We start from the raw sequence: 18,640 nt of genomic DNA, 5'->3' as shown, positions 1-18,640 counted from the left end.
GCTACGCCAGTGTATCGATCAGATGATCTTCAAACTCCGTATCGTCCATTTTTATGGCTACTCTTTGAATTGGTCCATTTGGTAAAACTTCATATGGGCGCATATCAGCAAGAGTCAGTCCACGTGCAATACCAGGTTCCTTTTGTACATGTAATAATTTATTCTCATAAGTAAACCAATGAGGCTTTGTCAGTGCGAGTATTGGAATAAGGTCGTGGATAGGGCTTCCTGGTATGTCAGGTTGTTGGCTTTGATAAAATGTATAATAAAAGTCTAGGATGGGGTAGAGGATATCTTCCCTGCCTTCTACGTTAAGTTGTTCGGCCAACTCTGGAGTAATAAAAACATGATTTGTAATATTTAAAGGGAACAACGTAACATTTTTGGCGTATTTGATCACAATACTTGCTGCAACTGGATCGCCGTATACATTAGCTTCTGCAACAGGAGTCACATTTCCAGGAACAAAAAAGGCGCCACCCATTACATGATAATTTTTAATGGTACTCATTAGATTTGGATACAGTAAAAAAAGCGTAGCAAGTGTGGTTAACCTTCCTAAAGTGACAATGGTTAAATCGTCATTCGCCTCACGCAATAATGGCAAGAGTTCACAGAAATTTTCCCTTAAGCCTTCTTCTGAATTAGGCGGGGTGAAAGGCCCAAGTCCGTAATCACCGTGTATAGTTGGTTGTATAACAGGCGTTTCTCCCGATAATGCACGCTCAGCTCCTGCGATAACGGGAATATGCTCTTTATCAACCAATGTTAGCAAATACTCAATGTTACGAAAGGCAAATTTGCGTGTTGTGTTGCCATACTCGGCGACAATGCCTACCACTTCAATTTTAGGGTGCTGTAATGCGTAGATAAGAGCAATCGTATCGTCGATGCCAGGATCACAAAACACAAGAATTTTTAGCTTCATTTTTATCCCCCCTTTTAAACTTGATATCGATTGTTTTCCAGTATATTCAAAATTGGAATGCATGAACACAAGAAAGATCTTCTCATGAAGAGAAGACCTTAATTAGTTAGTTTGGCATGATCCAAACGATTTGTTGGATTCTAACAAAAAAAGAACTATCGTTAGATTCGATGACGACGTGATCTGGTTTCACATCAGTAATGGTTCCTTGCACATTGCCTCGCGTTGTTTCAATTACGACGCTATTTCCGGTGATAGACTGTAAGGTTTGAACAACATATGGATCGACTGGGCTGGTCATTTGAGGTACTTGATAGTCATTTTGATTATTCATGAATAACTCCTCCTTATAAAGTCAATGTCAGATTTATCCTATGCAAGGATTTCTATTGTGTGTTTACCTAGTTGAAAAAGGGATGATTATAAGTAAGAGAGGTTAAAATAATTAGTGAGGTGACCCGATGAAGATAGGATATCCATGTCAAAATTTAACTCTACCTACGAGGTTTCGCACATGCCGTTTGCAAACGATGGAGCAAGAAGGGATGGCTAAGATTAAAGAATTAACTCTGATGAACATTCAGATGTTACAAGAGGTGTTAAGGTGGAATATTGAACATGATATTCTATTTTTTCGTATAAGTAGTGATATGATCCCGTTTGCAACCCATCCTAAAATGACTTGGGTTTGGCAGGATGATGAAGATGTAAAAAGAGAATTAGAAGTAATAAAACAGCTACAAAAGAAGCATCAATTAAGATTGTCCATGCACCCAGGACAGTATACAATATTAAATTCACCAAAAGCACAAGTGGTCCGAAATGCAATAAAAGATTTAACCTATCATGCAGAATTTTTGGAGCATATTGGTGGTAGTGATATGATTTTGCATACAGGTGGCGCATACGGTGATAAAGCATCAGCAAAAGAAGCCTTTGTCAATACATACAAAACGCTTTCGCCTTCTATTCGGGCCTTACTACGATTGGAAAACGATGACAAAACGTTTCATACCGAAGATGTGTTAGAGATTCATGACATGTGTGGAGTGCCGATTTGTTTTGATCTTCACCATGAACTATGTTTTGACCGAGAGATACATGAAGTTGAGAAACTAGTAAAAAAAGTGTTGAAAACATGGTCGGACCTCCCATATCGACCTAAGATGCACCTTAGTTCAGGCAAGAATGCTAAGAACGATCGAGCGCATGCCGATTATATTAAGAAAGAGGATTATGAGCGATTGCTCATGATTTTAGGAGATCATGAAGTGGATATCATGCTCGAAGCGAAAGCAAAAGAAAAAGCGCTTTTTAAGCTACTTGAGGAGACATCTGAGCAATCTAGATGAACATAAAATAGAAGCCTATGTTATACTATCTGAAAATGAAAGAAACGGTGGTGTAGAGATGTCTGAACGCTATGAAAAAGCCGTGTTTGCAGGAGGTTGTTTTTGGTGCATGGTCCAACCATTTGATGAACAACCTGGAATCATTGATGTATTATCAGGTTATAGTGGGGGAGAGATAGAGAACCCTTCATACGAACAAGTTAAATCAGGAGAATCAGGTCATTACGAAGTCGTCCAAATTACATATGACCCTACTTCTTTTTCGTATGAGAAATTATTATCTCTATATTGGCCACAAATTGATCCGACAGATCCAGAAGGGCAATTCCATGATCGAGGCTCACAGTATCGAACAGCTATTTTCTATTATACAGAAGAACAAAAAAAACTAGCTCTTGCTTCAAAAAGGGAAATCGGAGAGAGTGGTCGATTTAAAAAACCGATCGTCACAGAAATTCTCAAAGCAAAACCATTTTATCTTGCCGAAGAAGAGCATCAAAAATTTTATAAAATCCACAAGGAACAATATAAAGACGATCGAAAAAAATCAGGTCGCGATGAATTCATTGAAGATAATTGGAAATAAGAGAACCTGCTACTTTTTAAGTAGCAGGTTCTTCACTTTTTCAGGACAATCTTCATACAATGAAGCGAGATGAATTTTGTGTAAATGTGTAGACTTTATGTAAAAGTATATAAAATTAATAAAAAAACTCTTACTCCACGTTCGTTTTTTTGATATAATAATAACTAGAGTATTCAATATAATCAGACAGATTGGGGGATGAAGGATGTTAGCCTTATTAAAGAAAGTGAAAATAGGTATTTTAATTAGCATGCTCACCCTCAATATGCTTGCATTACTTGTCGTGTTATCTGTACAAGTATGGACATATACAGAAGCAGGAAAAGTCCCGCCTAAGACGGCTGTCCTCCTTCATGCTGTTCATCATAATTTAGTTACACCGGATATGAAACCACCGAAATTTTTTACACAAAGCGGAAGTCCTACCTTTTCGAGAGAAGACATTTCGATTCCTGTGAGTGATGGTAGTGAAATCTCCGCTCGAATGTACCGTCCCATAGTAGGAGAGAATCATCCAATTATCCTTTATTACCATGGGGGAGCATTCATGAAGGGATACGGAGATATTAACACACATGATAACATTGTTCGTTCGCTTGCAGCGAGAACGAAAAGCATTGTTATCGCTGTCGGGTACAGGGTTGCTCCAGAACACCCTTTCCCAGCAGCAATTGAAGATAGCTATGATGCATTTTTATGGGCTCATGAACAGGCAGATCAATTAGGAGGAGATGCTTCAAAGATCGCTGTGGTCGGAGACAGTGCTGGCGGTAATCTAGCTACTGTCGTTTCCTTAATGGCAAGGGACCGAAAAGGACCAAATCTAGCAGCACAAGCACTTCTATATCCATTGACAACATTCCAAGATATTGAGTTTGATTCAAGAGGGGTTTACGATAGTGGTTACTATTTATTGTCTCGAAATGTAATGTTGCGAGCAAGAGATACGTACACACCAGAAAAATCGATGTGGACTCTTCCCTATACATCCCCGTTAAAGGCAGAACACTTGTATAAGCTCCCGCCAGCTCTTGTTATAACCGCTGAATTTGATCCATTAAGAGATGAGGGAGAAGCCTATGCGAAGAGACTTGCCGAACACGGTGTCTCTGTTAGGGCTTTGCGCTATAATGGCGTCATGCACGGCTTCATCTCTTTTTATGAAGTCATGTATCGAGGCAATCATGGTCTTTCACAAACGGCGACATTTCTAAATGAAGTGTTTGATCAACAACCAACGTATGAGCCTTATCACTTGCATGTATTTGACGGGGGAAACAATCAAAATCATCAGCTACGTGAAGAGGCCGAGGCCTATGCAATTGGTAGTTTTCTCTTAGGACGCCATGCCCTATCAATGATGCCATTTACAGAATAAAAGCGAAGCCCCAGCTTCGCTTTTTGCTTGCTATGAATTATTTATATACTGTTAATTGGGAGTTTTTGCCCTTTTGATAAACATTCTTTCGTCTTCTACTAGTCCACAGGTCGCGCATTGAACTTTTAATTTAGGACCACGGTAGGGAGTATGAAAAGCTTCTAAATTATTTTGGGTGTATTCTTCTACAATCGTACCATCTTGTGGGTTCATTTTAACGGGGGTTGCTACTTGTTGAATTAAATTAAAACGTGAACGGTTGGTTTTACAACTTGGACATAAATAAGGTGAACTCAAGATTAACGCCTCCTTTTATATAGTATGTGTTTATTTTTACTTTTCATTAGATTAGCTTTGACGTTCTGTTGACACAACCTGAATCATATACTAGACTTAAATGAATGACAGTCAGTCGTTTTTGGAGGCGTGAATGAATAAAAACCAAGAAAAGAAGTACCAATTAATTTTAGATGCGGCGTTTGATCAAATGAAAGAAAAAGGTTTTGATAAAGCGTCGATCTCACAAATCGTCAAACATGCAGGTGTGGCACAAGGTACGTTTTATTTATATTTCGATTCAAAAGGAGCGATTGTACCAGCCATTGCTGAGCGAATCTTAGAGGAACAACTAATTGTAGTCAAAGAACAAGTGAAAAGCGGAGACTCAATCGAACGAATTATAGAAGTTTTGATTGAACAAACATTTCAATTAACCGACCGTCATCAAGAAGTCATTAAGTTTTGTTATTCAGGTATTGCTTATTATGACTCATTTCAACGCTGGGAAGATATTTATAGACCGTATTATAAATGGTTAGAGCAGAAACTTGAAGAAGCTATGGGTCAAAATGAAATCCCAAGACGAGACTCAGTTGCTCATCAAGCAAGCTTTATTATCGGGCTAATTGAACAATCAGCAGAGACGTTTTATTTAACTGATGAACCGAAAGGTGATATGGAAACAGTAGCGTATAAACATGATTTATATGAATTTATCAAGAGGGCAATAAGCTAACGACTAGCTTATTGTCCTCTAAAAATGACTGACATTCAGTCATGCAAAAAGATGAGGTGTTAAAATGAGTGAGAAAGGTTTATTAAAGCTGTCAGTGTATGGTGCGCTACTATTTGGTATTTTGGGTGTCGTGTGGGGGCTTATTATTGATTCGCAAATGATCCTGTTTGATGGTGCCTATTCGTTTATTAGTGTGGCTTTATCGATTCTCTCTCTAGTAGGGGCGAGTTTTATTCAAAAAAAAGATGAGAAACGATTCCCTTTTGGTAAAGAAGTGATTGAACCAATTATTATCATTGCAAAGTATGCCGTCATTCTAGTGCTTTGTCTAATAGCCATTATCTCTTCAAGTTATGATTTATTTACAGGTGGAAGAAACGTTGTCGCAAGTCATGCGTTAGCTTATTCCGTTTTATCGACCATAGGTTGTTATATCGTCTGGTTCTTTTTAGCTAAGCAAGAAAAACGAAAGCCCTCAGGTTTCATTGTTGCTGAAAAAAAACAATGGCTAATGGATATGCTATTAAGTGTAGCTGTTTTAATCGGATTTTTGATTGCTACGCTGCTCACTTATACTAGTTATGCAGCTGTTGTTGTGTATGTGGATCCTTTAATGGTGTTACTCGTTTCTTTGTATTGTCTGAAATTACCATATGTTATGATTCGTGATCATGTGAAAGAAGTACTTGAAATGTCGCCTGCACCTCAAATTCAGTCGCAAATTAATGATTTGGTTAAGCAAACAGAAATCGAATACAAATTTGTTGACTCGATTACCCGAACTTCTAAAGTTGGGGAGAAGTTATATATTGAAATTGACTTTATTCTTGATGCGAAATCCAAAGCACAAACTGTCATCGAACACGATCAGATTCGAGAAAAAATCGATCGAAATATTACGGATTTAAATTATACATTATGGCTAACGATCTCCTTTACACAAGACCGAAAATGGGCTTAATTGAACCGCGCTAATAAATCTTCATAGCGAGGTTTAGTTTTAAATGAAAGTTGAAGGGGAATGGCTTAATAAGTAAATAGAATCGATAACGAGTGATGATAGAAGGGAGTGAAGAAGGTGGGCTTAAAAAAAGAACAAGAGATGAGGAAGCTTCCTCCAAAACATCGCTACGATGAAAAACGTCATGACGAGAATGAGCGGTTCGAGCAGTTGATTGATAAACTAGAAGACATGACAACAAACGGACGTTTAAAAGATATGGCGTATCACTTTACAGATAAGAAAGAAGTTATTAAAGTGAATCTCCTTGCAGGTTTGGCCAGAGGTGTAGGACTAACAATCGGTACAGCCATTTTTATCGGTGTGTTAATTTTTATTTTGACACAGATGGTTTCATTGCCTTTAGTAGGTGAATGGGTTGCCGAATTTTTAGAAGTGGTCGAAAGTTATCGAGATTAATAAGAAAAATTATTAGACGAGGTGGTACATATGGATTGGTTAGGAATAGGTGTATTGATATTAGCAATTGGGTTTGCCGTATTAATAGCGTTTTTGATCCCTGTATTAAAAAAATTAACGGAGACGTTGGATAATACAGCAAAAACAATTGCCCAAGCAGAAAAAAGCCTTGAAAACATTACAAGTGAAACAAGTTTGGTTTTGTACAATGCGAATGAAACGTTAATGGATGTTAATCATAAGGTGGCTAAACTAAATCCACTGTTTGACATCGTTGAAGATGCTGGTCAAGCAACGCATCAATTAACAGGAACGCTTGCTCAATTTACCGAAAAGAAGATGAGTCCTGTAAGACAAGCCGATGACCTTAGCAAAGATAAGAACATAAAAGGGTTTGTGCGCGGTGTGGCACTAATTTATTACCTGCGTAAAAAAGCAAAGAGAGAAAACTAGGAAAACAAAACCCAGTCATTTAAATAAAGAAAAGAGGATGCGAGTGACTCACTCGCATCCTCTTTTTCTCTTATGATTAAAAGGCCCAATTTCCATCACGGAAGACAGGTTCACGCTTACCATCTTCAGTAATGCCATCGATATTCATATCAGCCGAACCGATCATGAAGTCAACATGTGTGTTACTTGTGTTTAAGCCGTTTTTCTCAAGTTCTTCTTTGTTCATTTCTTTTCCGCCTTCAATACAGAATGCATAAGCACTACCAATTGCGAGGTGGTTAGAGGCATTTTCATCGAATAACGTGTTGTAGAATAAGATGTCTGTGTCTGAAATAGGTGATTTATGAGGTACAAGAGCGACCTCGCCGATATAAGAAGCACCTTCATCTGACTCGAGGAGTCGACCTAATGTTTTTTCACCTTGTTCAGCCGTGAACTCAACGACTTTACCATCTTTAAATGTAAGGGTGAAGTTGTCAATCAATGTTCCACCGTAATTCAGAGGTTTAGTCGAGCTAACTTTACCATTTACACCTGTCTTCTTAGCTGATGTAAACACTTCCTCTGTGGGCATATTAGCGACAAAGTCAACGCCATCTTTATTCGTACTACCACCACTTACCCATAAATGAGTTTCTGGTAATTCAATTGTTAAATCAGTACCTTCAGCTGTGTAGTGAAGGGCTGTATAATGCTTTTCATTTAGAGCGATCATCTTTTCATCCAATTTGGCAAGATGAGCTTTCCACTCGGAGACAGGGTCTTCTGTGTGAATACGAGTTGCGGCAAAAATGGCTTCCCATAACTTAGTGACAGCTTCTTCACCTTTTGCTTCTGGGAACACTTTTTCTGCCCATTCAACAGAAGGAACAGCGACAATAGACCAGCTAATTTTATCTGCCATAATGTATGAACGGAAACCAGACATCGCTTTACCACTTGCTTTGTTGTCATTAGCTACACGCTCAGGGTCTGCATCTTTTAGTAGATCAGGATTAGAACCTGTGATGCTTAAGAAAGCAGCACCGTTCTCTGCTAATTCTTCATGTCCTTTTGCCAGCCACTCTGGAAACTCGTGAAAGGCTTCGTCTGGTGCTAGTTCATATCTTGTTTTAGTGATTTCTTCATCTGTCCAAATAACTTGAACATGCTTTGCTCCGGCCTCATATGCTTTTTTTGCTACAAGTCTTACATAATCGCGAGCTGTAAGTGGTGTTCTTACAACAAGTGTTTGTCCAGGTTGAATATTAATACCCACCTTTACAGCTAATTCTGCGTATTTCTCAAGGTTTTCTTGAAACGTTGTCATTCTAACATTCCTCATTTCTACTATGTATTATTGTACTCTTCACTATTTTACCAACATTATGACGATGTGAAAAGGTTCAGCACTTTACAATCTTTTATGGTAAGATAATAAGCGCAAATTAAGTAAGAAGAAATCTTCGCATCAACACGCGAAAGAGGTTCGCAAACTCCCTCTATAAAAAACTATGAAGCAAACAGTATCATACGTGGATGCGGTTTTCTTTCGTTCATCCTGTCTAGAGTGCCCGATTTGGGAAGACTTATGAACGGAACAGTATCATTCTTTCATAGAGTGATGATGTTTTTAGCGACGCTTAGCTGTAAAGTAAGCGTGGAGTTTTTCGAATGCTCGTTCTTCTTCTAAATGAAGGGGGATTTGGGTCATGAAACAAGATAAAGCAGTCGTTGTATTTAGTGGTGGTCAGGATAGTACGACATGTTTATTCTGGGCACTTAAAGAATTTAAAGAAGTAGCAACTGTTACATTTGATTATGGACAGAGACATTCAAAAGAAATTGAATGTGCACGAAAAATAGCAGGTGAATTAGGAGTATCATTTCATGTGCTAGATATGGGTCTTATTAATCAACTCTCAGCAAATGCTCTCACACGATCTGACATTGACGTCGTTGAAGGGGAGAATGGAGAGTTACCGTCTACATTTGTTGAAGGGCGTAATCTATTATTCCTATCGTTTGCAGCGATTTATGCTAAACAAATTGGCGCTAGACACTTAATTACCGGTGTATGTGAAACAGACTTCAGTGGGTATCCTGATTGTCGAGATATTTTTGTGAAATCATTAAATGTTACATTGAATTTATCAATGGATGAGCAATTTGTTATTCACACTCCATTAATGTGGTTAAATAAAGAACAAACTTGGGAATTGGCTGATCGTCTAGGTGTCCTCTCATATGTTCGTGAAAAAACGCTCACATGTTATAACGGGATCATCGGAGACGGATGTGGAGAATGTCCTTCATGTGTCTTGCGTAAAAAAGGATTAGATGATTACTTATCGACAAAAGCACAGGTAGGTGAACAAGGATGATTCAACAATTCTACCCACAAGTACCGCATAGTTATCGATTTGAATTAAATAAAGACATGCATCTTGCAGCAGCTCATTTTATCAATGATGAGAACGCGGGCGCTTGTCAAAATATGCACGGTCATACCTATTTTATTAATGTAACCATTGCTGGAGATATTCTTGATGAGACAGGCTTTTTAATTAATTTCAAAGATATAAAAACGTTAATCCATAAACGGTATGATCATACGCTTTTAAATGATCATGCAGAGTATAAAGGTCTTAACCCAACAACAGAAGTCGTTGCCGAACAAATTTGGACATCAATCCAAACTCACCTAAGTCAACTGGCAAATCAACCGAAGTGTTTACAAGTTGTCGTCCGTGAAACGCCAACAAGTTACGTCGTCTATCGTCCGAAGCAGGAGGATCTATCGTGAAGAAGATTCCAGTGATGGAAGTTTTCGGACCAACCATTCAAGGTGAGGGAATGGTGATTGGACAGAAGACAATGTTTGTTCGCACAGGTGGCTGTGATTATTCCTGTGCATGGTGTGATTCTAGCTTTACTTGGGATGGAACAGGGAAGAATACCTTAATGACACCTGAAGAAATCGTGACGCAGTTGCAAGAAATCGGGGGAGACCGATTTTCTCATGTAACCATTTCTGGCGGGAATCCAGCGATTCATCAAGGGATTGCAGGCTTAATTACTCGTTTAAATGAACAAGGTATAAAAACGGCTGTTGAGACGCAAGGATCGATTTGGCAAGAATGGATGTTAGAGGTCGATGATGTAACGATTTCTCCAAAGCCTCCAAGCTCGAAAATGAAAACGGACTTTAAGAAACTAGATGACTACATTCAACAATTACAAGATCGTAACATAAGCATAAAAGTTGTGATCTTTAACGAACAAGACCTACTATACGCAGAGCAAGTCCATGAAAGATATCCTCAAGTTCCGTTCTTCTTACAAGTTGGAAATGACGAGGTATCTGAAAATGAAGATTCATCACTAGTTTCGCACTTACTTGAACGGTATGAATGGTTAATTGATCAGGTGACAGAATCACCAAAATTAAATGATGCAAAAGTACTGCCGCAGCTTCATACACTTGTATGGGGAAACAAGCGCGGAGTGTAAAAGGAGGATCTAGAATGAGTGGTCGTAAAGAAGAAGAACTAGAAGGGGTTACCCTTTTAGGAAACCAAGGAACAACGTATGACTTTGCCTATAATCCCAAAATATTAGAAGTGTTTGATAACAAACATCCAAACAGAGATTACTTTGTTAAATTTAACTGCCCAGAATTTACTTCGCTTTGTCCGCAAACAGGGCAACCAGATTTTGCGACGATTTATATTAGTTATATTCCAGGTGAAAAGATGGTTGAGAGTAAATCACTGAAACTTTATTTATTTAGCTTCCGTAACCATGGTGACTTTCATGAAGATTGCATGAACATCATCATGAATGATCTAATTGAGTTAATGGACCCACGTTACATTGAAGTATGGGGGAAATTCACCCCACGTGGTGGTATTTCAATTGATCCGTATACGAACTACGGGAAGCCAGGGACGAAATTCGAGAAAATGGCAGACTATCGCATGATGAACCATGACTTGTATCCAGAGACGATTGATAATCGGTAGAATATTAATCCCTAGTAAATAAAAGATAGTATCAAAAAAAGGTTGGGACAAAACTGTGAAAAGCCACTAAAATGGGTGCTGTTAATTATTTTACTGGTTATTCAAAAAGGGAAAATGATTCTATACAAACAATGCCCTCACGAAATTTTTGTTCGTGAGGGCATTCATTTTAAAATTAACTAAGTTATGCCCCCGCCCACGGAAAGCGAGCGCATGCAGCTCTAATCAACAACTTCGTATACGAAAGGTTGGTTTTACTTGTCCTTACATCCACTCACTAACATAATACCTCAGCTGCTTCCTCCACCAATCCCAATCATGATTTGCATCATATCCCCAGAAATCAATGCGTGCAGGGATGGATTTCTGTTCCAAAACTTGCTTTAATTCATGCGTATCTACAATCATTTCATCCTCAAATGCACCCTGACCCGTACAGATGACAAGACGAGTATTTCGAAAAGCCTCCAAGTAGCTTTCATCGTTCAGCTCTCGTAAATAATGAAGGGGAGAATGTAAATAAATTTCTTCATTCATTTCTTCCCCAAAAAAGTATTTTGTTGAATAAACTCCACTTAATGCAAGTAAACCATCGATATGATGAGGGTGTCGAAAATAAATATTCGCACTATGGAAAGCCCCCATTGAGCATCCTGTGAGCCATAGTTTTTGATCATCTCCATGGTTGTTCCACTTGCTCTCATTTAAAATAGAAGGAATAAGTTCGTTTGAAATATATTCATCGTATTGATTTTGACGATTCATGCGGGCGTATATATCAGGATCTTTTGAAAAAAAAGTCTCTTCATCAATTCCATCACATGCCCAAAGCTGGATCTTACCTTCAGTAATAAAGTCACTTAGGACTTCTATCATTCCATTATCTTCAAATTGAAAAAATCTACCACGAGACGTAGGGAAGGCTAGGACAGGCTTTCCGCTGTGCCCGTATACTTTATATTCCATTTCCCTTTGCAAAGCTTGGCTGTACTCCTTATGGTATGTAACCTGCATGTTAACCCCTCTTTTCCTCCTGCACAAAAGCAACAATTGCTTCTACCTGATCAAATGTTCCAGCTCTAAATTGGTACGCATAATTTCCCATAGCCTGACTAAAAACATCTTCAATACGATTATGGTGAACCAATTGAGGTGAATAAGAATGAAGAATATCATCGTGACTGTACGCATAATTTTTATGATTTTTTCGACTAGCATAAGCGGTATAATATTTACCTTCTCGATTGCAGTCTACTTGGTTGAGTACAACTAAATTTGCCCACTCTTGGTAAATATCAATATCATAAGTGTAATTGATCGAATCTGTCATCCATGCACCTGGGGGGCGCATGTTTACTTCTAATCCGTATAGTTTGCCGTTTTTTAAGGATTCGAATAATTCGATGTGAAAAAATCGTTCTTTAATTCCAAATGTTTTTAAAATACTTTGCCCGGCTTGTCGCACATTTGCTGGGATCTCCTTTAAACAATAATAGTGTAAGTGATCATCGGAATTTACCACAGTCATAATGTTTTGATCAAAAAAGTGTGACGCTTCAAAAAGAACCTTTCCTTCTCGATCGACTAATCCATCATAGGTGAAAATATGTCCATCGATAAATTCTTCTGCAATAAAAGCGCTAGAATCCCTTTTGTGATTGAAAAACTGGACTAGTTCATCATGATTCACTATTTTCGACGTCATGCTTGCACCAGATCCATGATCAGGTTTAATGACAATCGGATAACCAACCTCTTGTACAAATTTCTCGACTTTTTCTAAACTAATTTCTTTTACACTTCTAATCTTCGAAATATCACACTGGTCGAAAAACATTTTCATTTTTGATTTGTGAATAACCTCATAGACGGTATCGAGTTTTGTTCCATAAATATTAAAATCGGTTCGTATTTTTGCTTCAAGCTCAAGCCAATAGTCATTTAAGGATTCAAAACGATCTATTTTTCCATATTTATAAATAAAGAAACCAACACTCTTAAATACGTCCTCATAGTTTTCCAATTGAGGAATTTGAATATAATCTGTCAATGTATTTTGTAGTTTGGTAGAAAGGTGATCAAAAGGAGTGTCCCCAATCCCAAGGACGTTTGCACCATTTTTTCTTAAATGCACACAAAAATCTGTACTGTTCTGAGGGAAATGGGGTGAAAAGAAAATAATGTTCACTATAAGTTCCTCCTTCATAAGGTTTCTACTAAATTTACCTTATTCTTGATGTGCAGGCAAGTAATAGAAAAAAGCTTACGTGAAGAAAAATATACATCAGTGTTACATTGAAGTATGGGAAAAATTCACTCCGCGTGGTGGTATTTCAATCGATCCGTATACGAATTACGGGAAATCAGGAACGTAATTCGAGGAAATGGCAGACTATCGCATGATGAACCATGACTTGTATCCAGTGACGATTGATAATAGATCATAACAAGAGTGCCTCCTATTTAAACAGAGGGCACTCTTGTTTGGTTTTTCGAAGATGACTCATAATTTAAAACAAGACTTTGGTCAGGCCCAAACAAATAAATAACACACCAGGTATGGCTGTCATGTATTTTAGAATAAATGGGTTTCTTGTTTCATATCCACGGATAATCCCAATAACCAAGGCGAAAAACAAAATAAATCCTGCTAACGGGGCAAACCAAAAGGGACGTTCGGCAAGTCCCGCTTGGACACCATAACCGACACTATCTACATTCATTAATAGAGCAATGATGACGAAAAAAGAGCGCCGATACAGCGGAAGCTCGTGAAAAAGATTGTACAATCCGACGCTAATCATTAAAATTCCAGCAAACATTTGGATGAATGAAGAAGGAACGATTTCTCCAATTAATCGACCAATCCCCATTGAAAAGAAGATGACGAAAGAAGAGAATATCGCGATCAACGCAATGACAATTAAGGGAATGCGAATTCGTTTTAACCCAAACATAAACCCGATGACAAACCCATCTATACTAACTAAAACGGATAATAAGAGTAAAAAAAGAAACCCCACTTCTTCCCCTCCTGCACGTTTTAACATATCCAATTATATGATCAGATCCTCTAGAATAAGACTAGCAACTGTGGTAAAGTGACTACGATATCTGTACATATCTAAAGAGGTGAAAAAATTGAACCGTAAAATAACCATTTCATTTGCATTGGTCGTTGGTTTACTTGTAGGCTGCAATGTCTCTGATGAATCAAATGATACGTCAGAAGTTGAAACGGAGTCGAGTGAAACAACGGATTCCGTAATTACAAAAATGGAAGAGGCGATTGTGGCAAATCAGTTTGCAATCGAGAGTGGCAATGAAAATGAAAGTAGTAATCAATCAAATGAAGCAAAGGCCGTAGAGAACATAACAAATGAGAATCTTGAAAAACCAGAGGAAGATCTACAAAAAGAGAAAAGAGAAGAGCCACTAAATGAGAAGGACAATGAAGAAGTGGACGCCCTAGCGCCGGGTAACGAATCATTCACAGAAGATACAAGCGCGACCAACGATCAACCATTGAACCTCCTGCAGCGTGGGGTCCGTGAGTTTGAACTAGAGATTGAATTTAAAGATGATTATAAAGGAAAGTTAGAAATTGAATATGAGTCAAAGAAAGATAAGCCGAAAGCGAAAATAAAAGATACTAGAGGTAAGGGTAAGAAAAACGAAGAAAAAGGAAAAGAAGCAGTAGCTGTGGTTGAGGCATTACTGAGTTACATTTATATCGTAGATCATCAAATCTCGGATGAAGACATCAATAAATTGCTGGCGCTCATTGATGTAAATCCTGAACACATTAAAGAAATAGAACTAGAGATTGAATTTAATGATGATACAGAACTTGAATATGAACGATAAAAACAAGCCTGGGTTTAATCTCGGGCTTGTTTTTTATCGTTCATTGACTTAATTTTTAGCAAGCGGAAGTGTCACTAATTCATAATCTTCATTGTAAACGTCGAAAAAATTCATGACCTTCTCTACATAGTCGTTACTATGATTGTAGGCGAACAGAGCTTTTTCGTAGTCGCCATTACTTGCACCATGGTCGGCCAAATAACGTGCTGCAGAAAAAGCGGCGTCGTACATATCAAAAGGGTCAGCTTGTCCATTACCGGTTGCATCAACCCCGTACCCACTATGCTCCTCGATCAGCGTGAGGTCTGTAATGTCAATCTCTTCATCAATTTGCCCGAGATCACCGCCAGGGTAACTCCAACCGACCCAAGTTCTTGGCATAAATTGAAAATGACCAATAGCACCTACTGGACTTTCGAGCGGGTCCATCGTCGAGAAGATTGTCTCTACTCTATGAACTGATGCTAGTAATTCCCACGGAACATCATATTCATCAGCCGCCTCCTGATATATCGAAACATATTTTTCTGGGATGTGATTTTCAGCAATGATCGTTTTATACGTTAGTTGGCGAACTTGATCATTCTCCTCAAACGCCCATATCCCAACACCGACGATTATAAACAAACCAAATAATAAAAATAGTAAAAATTTGCGCAATTTACGTCATCCTTCTCAGCTATGCCATTCATACATTCATGCTTTTATTATAAACGGAAAAGCTATTTACAGGAATGACTTTTGATAACTTCCCATAAAAGAATTCTTTCAACTTGTTTTTGTTTTAAATAGGGTGATTATGGGAATAGAAAGGCAAGCAGGTGGTGAATTCGATGAAAACGGAAGTGTTCATAGCAGGCGGTGGTGTTGCAGGTCTTAGTCTGGCTTTAAAGCTCGTTAAAGAAGGAGTTTCTGTTACGGTCGTTGAACGTATTAAAGGGATGGGTAATATTTACAAAGGTGAATTACTCCAACCTAAAACCCTTTCTCTGTTCCATGAATTAGGTATTGCCTCTAGCCTTAAAGACGATCTAAGACCTTTGCAAAAAATCATCACAAAAGAATTAGACGAGAAAAGAAATCCTTTACTTGAGGTTGTCATGGATTATGAGCGACTGCCTATCGAGATGAACTCAGCCGCAATGATTCCTCATAACACGTTGAAAGAAAAATTACTCGAAGAAGCAAGTAAGTATCCGCATTTTCATTTTCTACATCCAGCTACTTTCTTAAAGAAGGTAGGGCCTAATGAAGTATTGATTAAACAAGGTACCGAAAAAATGAAAATTGAAGCCAATATTATTGTTGGAGCAGAAGGAAGAGGATCAAAAGTTCGTAAGTCAACAAATATTTCATTACATCAACATACGTATTCTCATCAATTCCTCACAGTTACAATCCCCTCGCCGAGATCATTAGAACACGGGGAGATGATCGGAACACATGAACGTTTTTTGGGGTTATTTCCGTTACCAGATCAGCAAGTTCGCTCGGTGTTACTTATCCGCGAAGATGAGCATAAAACCATGAAGGAACAAGGGTTGGAGAGCTTTTATGAAGCCTATACAACTTTAAAACCCGAGTTAAGAGGGTTTGTGGACCAGATCACATCATGGAAAGAGATACAATTGATGATTCCTGTACGTCATAACTTAACGCATTATGTTGATCATAATGTCGTCATTATCGGAGACGCCGCACATAGTGTGCATCCAATGGCTGGTGAGGGCATGAACTTGGCCATTCAAGATGCAGATGCGCTCGGTGATTTGATTGGATGGATGTATGAACAAAAGTGTCAACACGACTATCGATTGCTACACTGGTTTGAAAAAGTGAGAGCAGATCGAGTGAAGTACCTATCTTGGCTAAGTCATCAATCAGCACGGATCTACAATATGAAAGGAAAGAATGCACAAAAAGCGCGGATCCTAGCCATTCGTAAGCTTGCTGAAAATAAACGACTTCATGATAAACAAATGCTTAATATATCAGGACTTGGTTTGTGGAAATTTGGGCTTAATGATGCTTTCTCAGCTCTTAACCTAGCTAGTCGACACGTATCAGAAGCAGAAATGAAACGTCATGTATTTTCTAAAGAAGATGATTATCCGTGGCGATACAAAAAACTGAGGTGAAAAGCATGCAAGTTACAGAATATAGAAAATTATGGAATGCCAGAAAATGGATGAAACGCAATGAACCATTTTTACCGACATGGCATGCTCATCTTGGCTATAGTTTAGACTTATTTACTCATTTCAAAAAAGGGGAAACCGTCCAAGATGTAGCCAAGGATCATCAGTTAGATGAACACCTACTTCAACGTTGGGTTGATGTAGGAATTGTCTTAGGTCATCTTAAACAAAGTCGAAAAGGGATTATTAAACCTAAGCGTGGGTTATTAAAATATATTTCAAAAGACAGTCATACGTCTGTTGGAATATTAATTAAAGAAATGATGGAGTTACATATCCCTACAATGCTTTCATACCGTCAACGCATGCAAGGTCAAGAAGTGAATTTATTAGAAGAGGACATTGGGGACACAGTAGCACAAACATCAGCCCTTCTAGAAACGATTGCTTTTCCAAAAGTGTATGATGTTGTAAAAAAATCCCGTGCAAAATCCGTTTTCGATATTGGTTGTGGCTATGGGGGGTACTTAACTCGACTTAAAGCTAAAAACAAACGCATTAAGCTCGTGGGTCTTGAAGCTGACGAAGGTGTTGCAGCCAAGGCAAAAGAAGACTCAGAAGATACTGGTATCGAAGTCATTCAAGGAGATATCAAACAATATGAGACAGAAGATTCGTTTGATCTAGTTATGATGAACAATTTACTGTATTATTTCCCTGAAGACGACCGAGCAAAATTATTTCACAAATCAAGTGAAATTATTGGTAAAAAAGGTAATTTAGTCGTGATTTCTCCACTTGTCCAGTCTAAACATGGTCAAGCCTTTGCATCAGCTTTTAATAGTTTTATGTCAGCTCATGATAATATGTACCCTGTACCGACGGAAAAAGAGTTAAAAACGTATGCAAAAAAAGCTGGACTCAAACATAAGAAAACAGTAGCTGTAATTAAAGAGGGCGGTTGGTATATGATGGTGTTTAAAAAGTAACGTATAAGCTTAGCAACGGCTAAGCTTTTTTACGTTAATTCATGATGAATGGAAGATAATAATTGTTGGTATTGTTCAGGATGTTCAAATTGACTAGGTTCCCAGTTCTTTTTGATCCAAGCAATAAGTTCCATTGGCTCATTAAATTGCCTGCCACTTGTATCAAATGTTTTGATCGTATAAATGCCATTTTCAGGATCGACAGTAACCGAGCATGGATCATGGCATTCATGGCTTTTTAGTGAAAATTCCAACAAGATCACTCCCTAATGATTGTTCTTACAATTAACATTTCCACCAAAAAGGTATTTTACTCGTATGGTGACCTTTTACATGAAATACAACAAAAGTAAAGGGCTGATACGAAGGATGAATTAGTTGTAGATGAACTTCATGTGGAGTACTTTAGGGATAGGCTCACAAGTTGCATGTCTTTATTAGTGTTGGAGTACTCTATAAAGGAGCTGGGCTGAGAACGTCTTCTTTGCCGTTCCACGAGGCTTATTGTGA

At 38.2% G+C, this 18,640-nt stretch carries 23 protein-coding genes, 1 pseudogene and 1 riboswitch; of the genes and pseudogenes, 15 read left to right on the top strand and 9 right to left on the bottom strand.

Annotation, left to right across the window (positions count from 1 at the left end):
- Nucleotide 1: 1 nt before the first annotated feature.
- A complete protein-coding gene (locus tag CDZ88_RS07560) occupies nt 2-928 on the bottom strand; it encodes a nucleoside hydrolase (protein WP_100372959.1) in 927 nt (308 codons plus the stop codon).
- Between the two features lie 106 nt (nt 929-1,034).
- Nucleotides 1,035-1,262, bottom strand: coding sequence for a YuzF family protein (locus tag CDZ88_RS07555; RefSeq protein WP_100372958.1), 228 nt, complete (start codon nt 1,260-1,262; stop codon nt 1,035-1,037).
- Nucleotides 1,263-1,389: 127 nt separating this feature from the next.
- On the opposite strand from CDZ88_RS07555, the gene uvsE reads away from it, so the two are divergent.
- The 3 genes from uvsE (at nt 1,390) to CDZ88_RS07540 (ending at nt 4,244) form a co-directional block, all read left to right on the top strand.
- Nucleotides 1,390-2,280 carry a UV DNA damage repair endonuclease UvsE gene (gene uvsE, locus CDZ88_RS07550; RefSeq protein WP_100372957.1) on the top strand — a complete coding sequence of 297 codons (891 nt, stop codon included), beginning with the start codon at nt 1,390-1,392 and terminating at the stop codon, nt 2,278-2,280.
- Between the two features lie 58 nt (nt 2,281-2,338).
- Complete coding sequence (msrA, locus tag CDZ88_RS07545) at nt 2,339-2,866, top strand: peptide-methionine (S)-S-oxide reductase MsrA (RefSeq protein ID WP_100372956.1); 528 nt, start codon at nt 2,339-2,341, stop codon at nt 2,864-2,866.
- A 205-nt stretch (nt 2,867-3,071) separates the two neighbouring features.
- Nucleotides 3,072-4,244 (top strand): alpha/beta hydrolase, encoded by a 1,173-nt coding sequence (locus tag CDZ88_RS07540; RefSeq protein ID WP_100372955.1) that lies wholly within the window; start codon nt 3,072-3,074, stop codon nt 4,242-4,244.
- 51 nt (nt 4,245-4,295) lie between these two features.
- On the opposite strand, the gene CDZ88_RS07535 is transcribed toward CDZ88_RS07540, so the two are convergent.
- Nucleotides 4,296-4,541 (bottom strand): DNA alkylation repair protein, encoded by a 246-nt coding sequence (locus CDZ88_RS07535; RefSeq protein WP_100372954.1) that lies wholly within the window; start codon nt 4,539-4,541, stop codon nt 4,296-4,298.
- Nucleotides 4,542-4,674: 133 nt separating this feature from the next.
- Here CDZ88_RS07535 and CDZ88_RS07530 point away from each other — a divergent pair, with 133 nt between their 5' ends.
- The 4 genes from CDZ88_RS07530 to CDZ88_RS07515 all read left to right on the top strand — a co-directional run bounded on the left by CDZ88_RS07530 (nt 4,675) and on the right by CDZ88_RS07515 (nt 7,132).
- Nucleotides 4,675-5,259, top strand: coding sequence for a TetR/AcrR family transcriptional regulator (locus CDZ88_RS07530; RefSeq protein ID WP_100372953.1), 585 nt, complete (start codon nt 4,675-4,677; stop codon nt 5,257-5,259).
- Nucleotides 5,260-5,323: 64 nt separating this feature from the next.
- On the top strand, nt 5,324-6,220 hold the full coding sequence (locus CDZ88_RS07525) for a cation diffusion facilitator family transporter (RefSeq protein ID WP_100372952.1): 897 nt from the start codon (nt 5,324-5,326) through the stop codon (nt 6,218-6,220).
- Between the two features lie 117 nt (nt 6,221-6,337).
- The gene (locus CDZ88_RS07520; RefSeq protein WP_100372951.1) at nt 6,338-6,679 is read left to right on the top strand and encodes a DUF5665 domain-containing protein; all 342 of its coding nucleotides are present in this window, start codon (nt 6,338-6,340) and stop codon (nt 6,677-6,679) included.
- 30 nt (nt 6,680-6,709) lie between these two features.
- Entirely contained in the window at nt 6,710-7,132 is a 423-nt protein-coding gene (locus CDZ88_RS07515) for a DUF948 domain-containing protein (RefSeq protein ID WP_100372950.1), read from the top strand.
- A gap of 76 nt (nt 7,133-7,208) precedes the next feature.
- Here the strand turns inward: CDZ88_RS07515 and CDZ88_RS07510 are convergent, their stop codons facing one another.
- Entirely contained in the window at nt 7,209-8,441 is a 1,233-nt protein-coding gene (locus tag CDZ88_RS07510; protein WP_100372949.1) for an aminopeptidase, read from the bottom strand.
- Nucleotides 8,442-8,589: 148 nt separating this feature from the next.
- Nucleotides 8,590-8,633: riboswitch (PreQ1 riboswitch) on the top strand.
- A 190-nt stretch (nt 8,634-8,823) separates the two neighbouring features.
- On the opposite strand from CDZ88_RS07510, the gene queC reads away from it, so the two are divergent.
- From queC to queF, 4 genes are read left to right on the top strand one after another with little or no spacing between them, the layout of a single operon-like run.
- The gene (gene queC / locus CDZ88_RS07505) at nt 8,824-9,495 is read left to right on the top strand and encodes a 7-cyano-7-deazaguanine synthase QueC (RefSeq protein ID WP_100372948.1); all 672 of its coding nucleotides are present in this window, start codon (nt 8,824-8,826) and stop codon (nt 9,493-9,495) included.
- Complete coding sequence (gene queD / locus CDZ88_RS07500) at nt 9,492-9,917, top strand: 6-carboxytetrahydropterin synthase QueD (protein ID WP_100372947.1); 426 nt, start codon at nt 9,492-9,494, stop codon at nt 9,915-9,917. Before queC ends, queD begins: the two co-directional genes overlap by 4 nt.
- Nucleotides 9,914-10,624, top strand: a complete 711-nt coding sequence (gene queE, locus CDZ88_RS07495; protein WP_100372946.1) for a 7-carboxy-7-deazaguanine synthase QueE — start codon at nt 9,914-9,916, stop codon at nt 10,622-10,624. The genes queD and queE overlap by 4 nt, the downstream gene beginning before the upstream one ends.
- 14 nt (nt 10,625-10,638) lie before the next feature.
- The gene (queF, locus tag CDZ88_RS07490; RefSeq protein ID WP_100372945.1) at nt 10,639-11,136 is read left to right on the top strand and encodes a preQ(1) synthase; all 498 of its coding nucleotides are present in this window, start codon (nt 10,639-10,641) and stop codon (nt 11,134-11,136) included.
- Between the two features lie 264 nt (nt 11,137-11,400).
- Here the strand turns inward: queF and CDZ88_RS07485 are convergent, their stop codons facing one another.
- Both CDZ88_RS07485 and CDZ88_RS07480 read right to left on the bottom strand, forming a co-directional pair.
- Nucleotides 11,401-12,150, bottom strand: coding sequence for an esterase family protein (locus tag CDZ88_RS07485; RefSeq protein WP_100372944.1), 750 nt, complete (start codon nt 12,148-12,150; stop codon nt 11,401-11,403).
- A gap of 1 nt (nt 12,151) precedes the next feature.
- Nucleotides 12,152-13,324 carry an ATP-grasp domain-containing protein gene (locus tag CDZ88_RS07480; RefSeq protein ID WP_100372943.1) on the bottom strand — a complete coding sequence of 391 codons (1,173 nt, stop codon included), beginning with the start codon at nt 13,322-13,324 and terminating at the stop codon, nt 12,152-12,154.
- Nucleotides 13,325-13,427: 103 nt separating this feature from the next.
- Between CDZ88_RS07480 and CDZ88_RS07475 the strand changes: the two are divergent.
- Nucleotides 13,428-13,583, top strand: a pseudogene (locus CDZ88_RS07475) (preQ(1) synthase); the annotation flags it as partial.
- Nucleotides 13,584-13,646: 63 nt separating this feature from the next.
- Here the strand turns inward: CDZ88_RS07475 and CDZ88_RS07470 are convergent.
- Nucleotides 13,647-14,159, bottom strand: coding sequence for an MntP/YtaF family protein (locus CDZ88_RS07470; RefSeq protein WP_100372942.1), 513 nt, complete (start codon nt 14,157-14,159; stop codon nt 13,647-13,649).
- A 118-nt stretch (nt 14,160-14,277) separates the two neighbouring features.
- Here CDZ88_RS07470 and CDZ88_RS07465 point away from each other — a divergent pair, with 118 nt between their 5' ends.
- Nucleotides 14,278-15,003 (top strand): YusW family protein, encoded by a 726-nt coding sequence (locus tag CDZ88_RS07465; protein WP_100372941.1) that lies wholly within the window; start codon nt 14,278-14,280, stop codon nt 15,001-15,003.
- Between the two features lie 48 nt (nt 15,004-15,051).
- Here CDZ88_RS07465 and CDZ88_RS07460 read toward each other — a convergent pair whose 3' ends face one another.
- Nucleotides 15,052-15,663 (bottom strand): lytic transglycosylase domain-containing protein, encoded by a 612-nt coding sequence (locus tag CDZ88_RS07460; protein ID WP_100372940.1) that lies wholly within the window; start codon nt 15,661-15,663, stop codon nt 15,052-15,054.
- 173 nt (nt 15,664-15,836) lie between these two features.
- Between CDZ88_RS07460 and CDZ88_RS07455 the strand changes: the two genes are divergently transcribed.
- Nucleotides 15,837-17,141, top strand: coding sequence for an FAD-dependent oxidoreductase (locus CDZ88_RS07455; RefSeq protein WP_100372939.1), 1,305 nt, complete (start codon nt 15,837-15,839; stop codon nt 17,139-17,141).
- 5 nt (nt 17,142-17,146) lie between these two features.
- Nucleotides 17,147-18,130, top strand: coding sequence for a class I SAM-dependent methyltransferase (locus tag CDZ88_RS07450; RefSeq protein ID WP_100372938.1), 984 nt, complete (start codon nt 17,147-17,149; stop codon nt 18,128-18,130).
- A gap of 29 nt (nt 18,131-18,159) precedes the next feature.
- Here the strand turns inward: CDZ88_RS07450 and CDZ88_RS07445 are convergent, their stop codons facing one another.
- On the bottom strand, nt 18,160-18,384 hold the full coding sequence (locus CDZ88_RS07445) for a PWWP domain-containing protein (RefSeq protein WP_100372937.1): 225 nt from the start codon (nt 18,382-18,384) through the stop codon (nt 18,160-18,162).
- Nucleotides 18,385-18,640 lie beyond the last annotated feature (256 nt).

Origin of the sequence: Bacillus sp. FJAT-45037 (assembly GCF_002797325.1) — a bacterium.
GTDB lineage: Bacteria > Bacillota > Bacilli > Bacillales > Bacillaceae_D > Alkalihalophilus.
The sequence above is the reverse complement of the archived record's forward strand: the minus strand, read 5'-3'. Positions and strand labels throughout refer to the sequence as shown.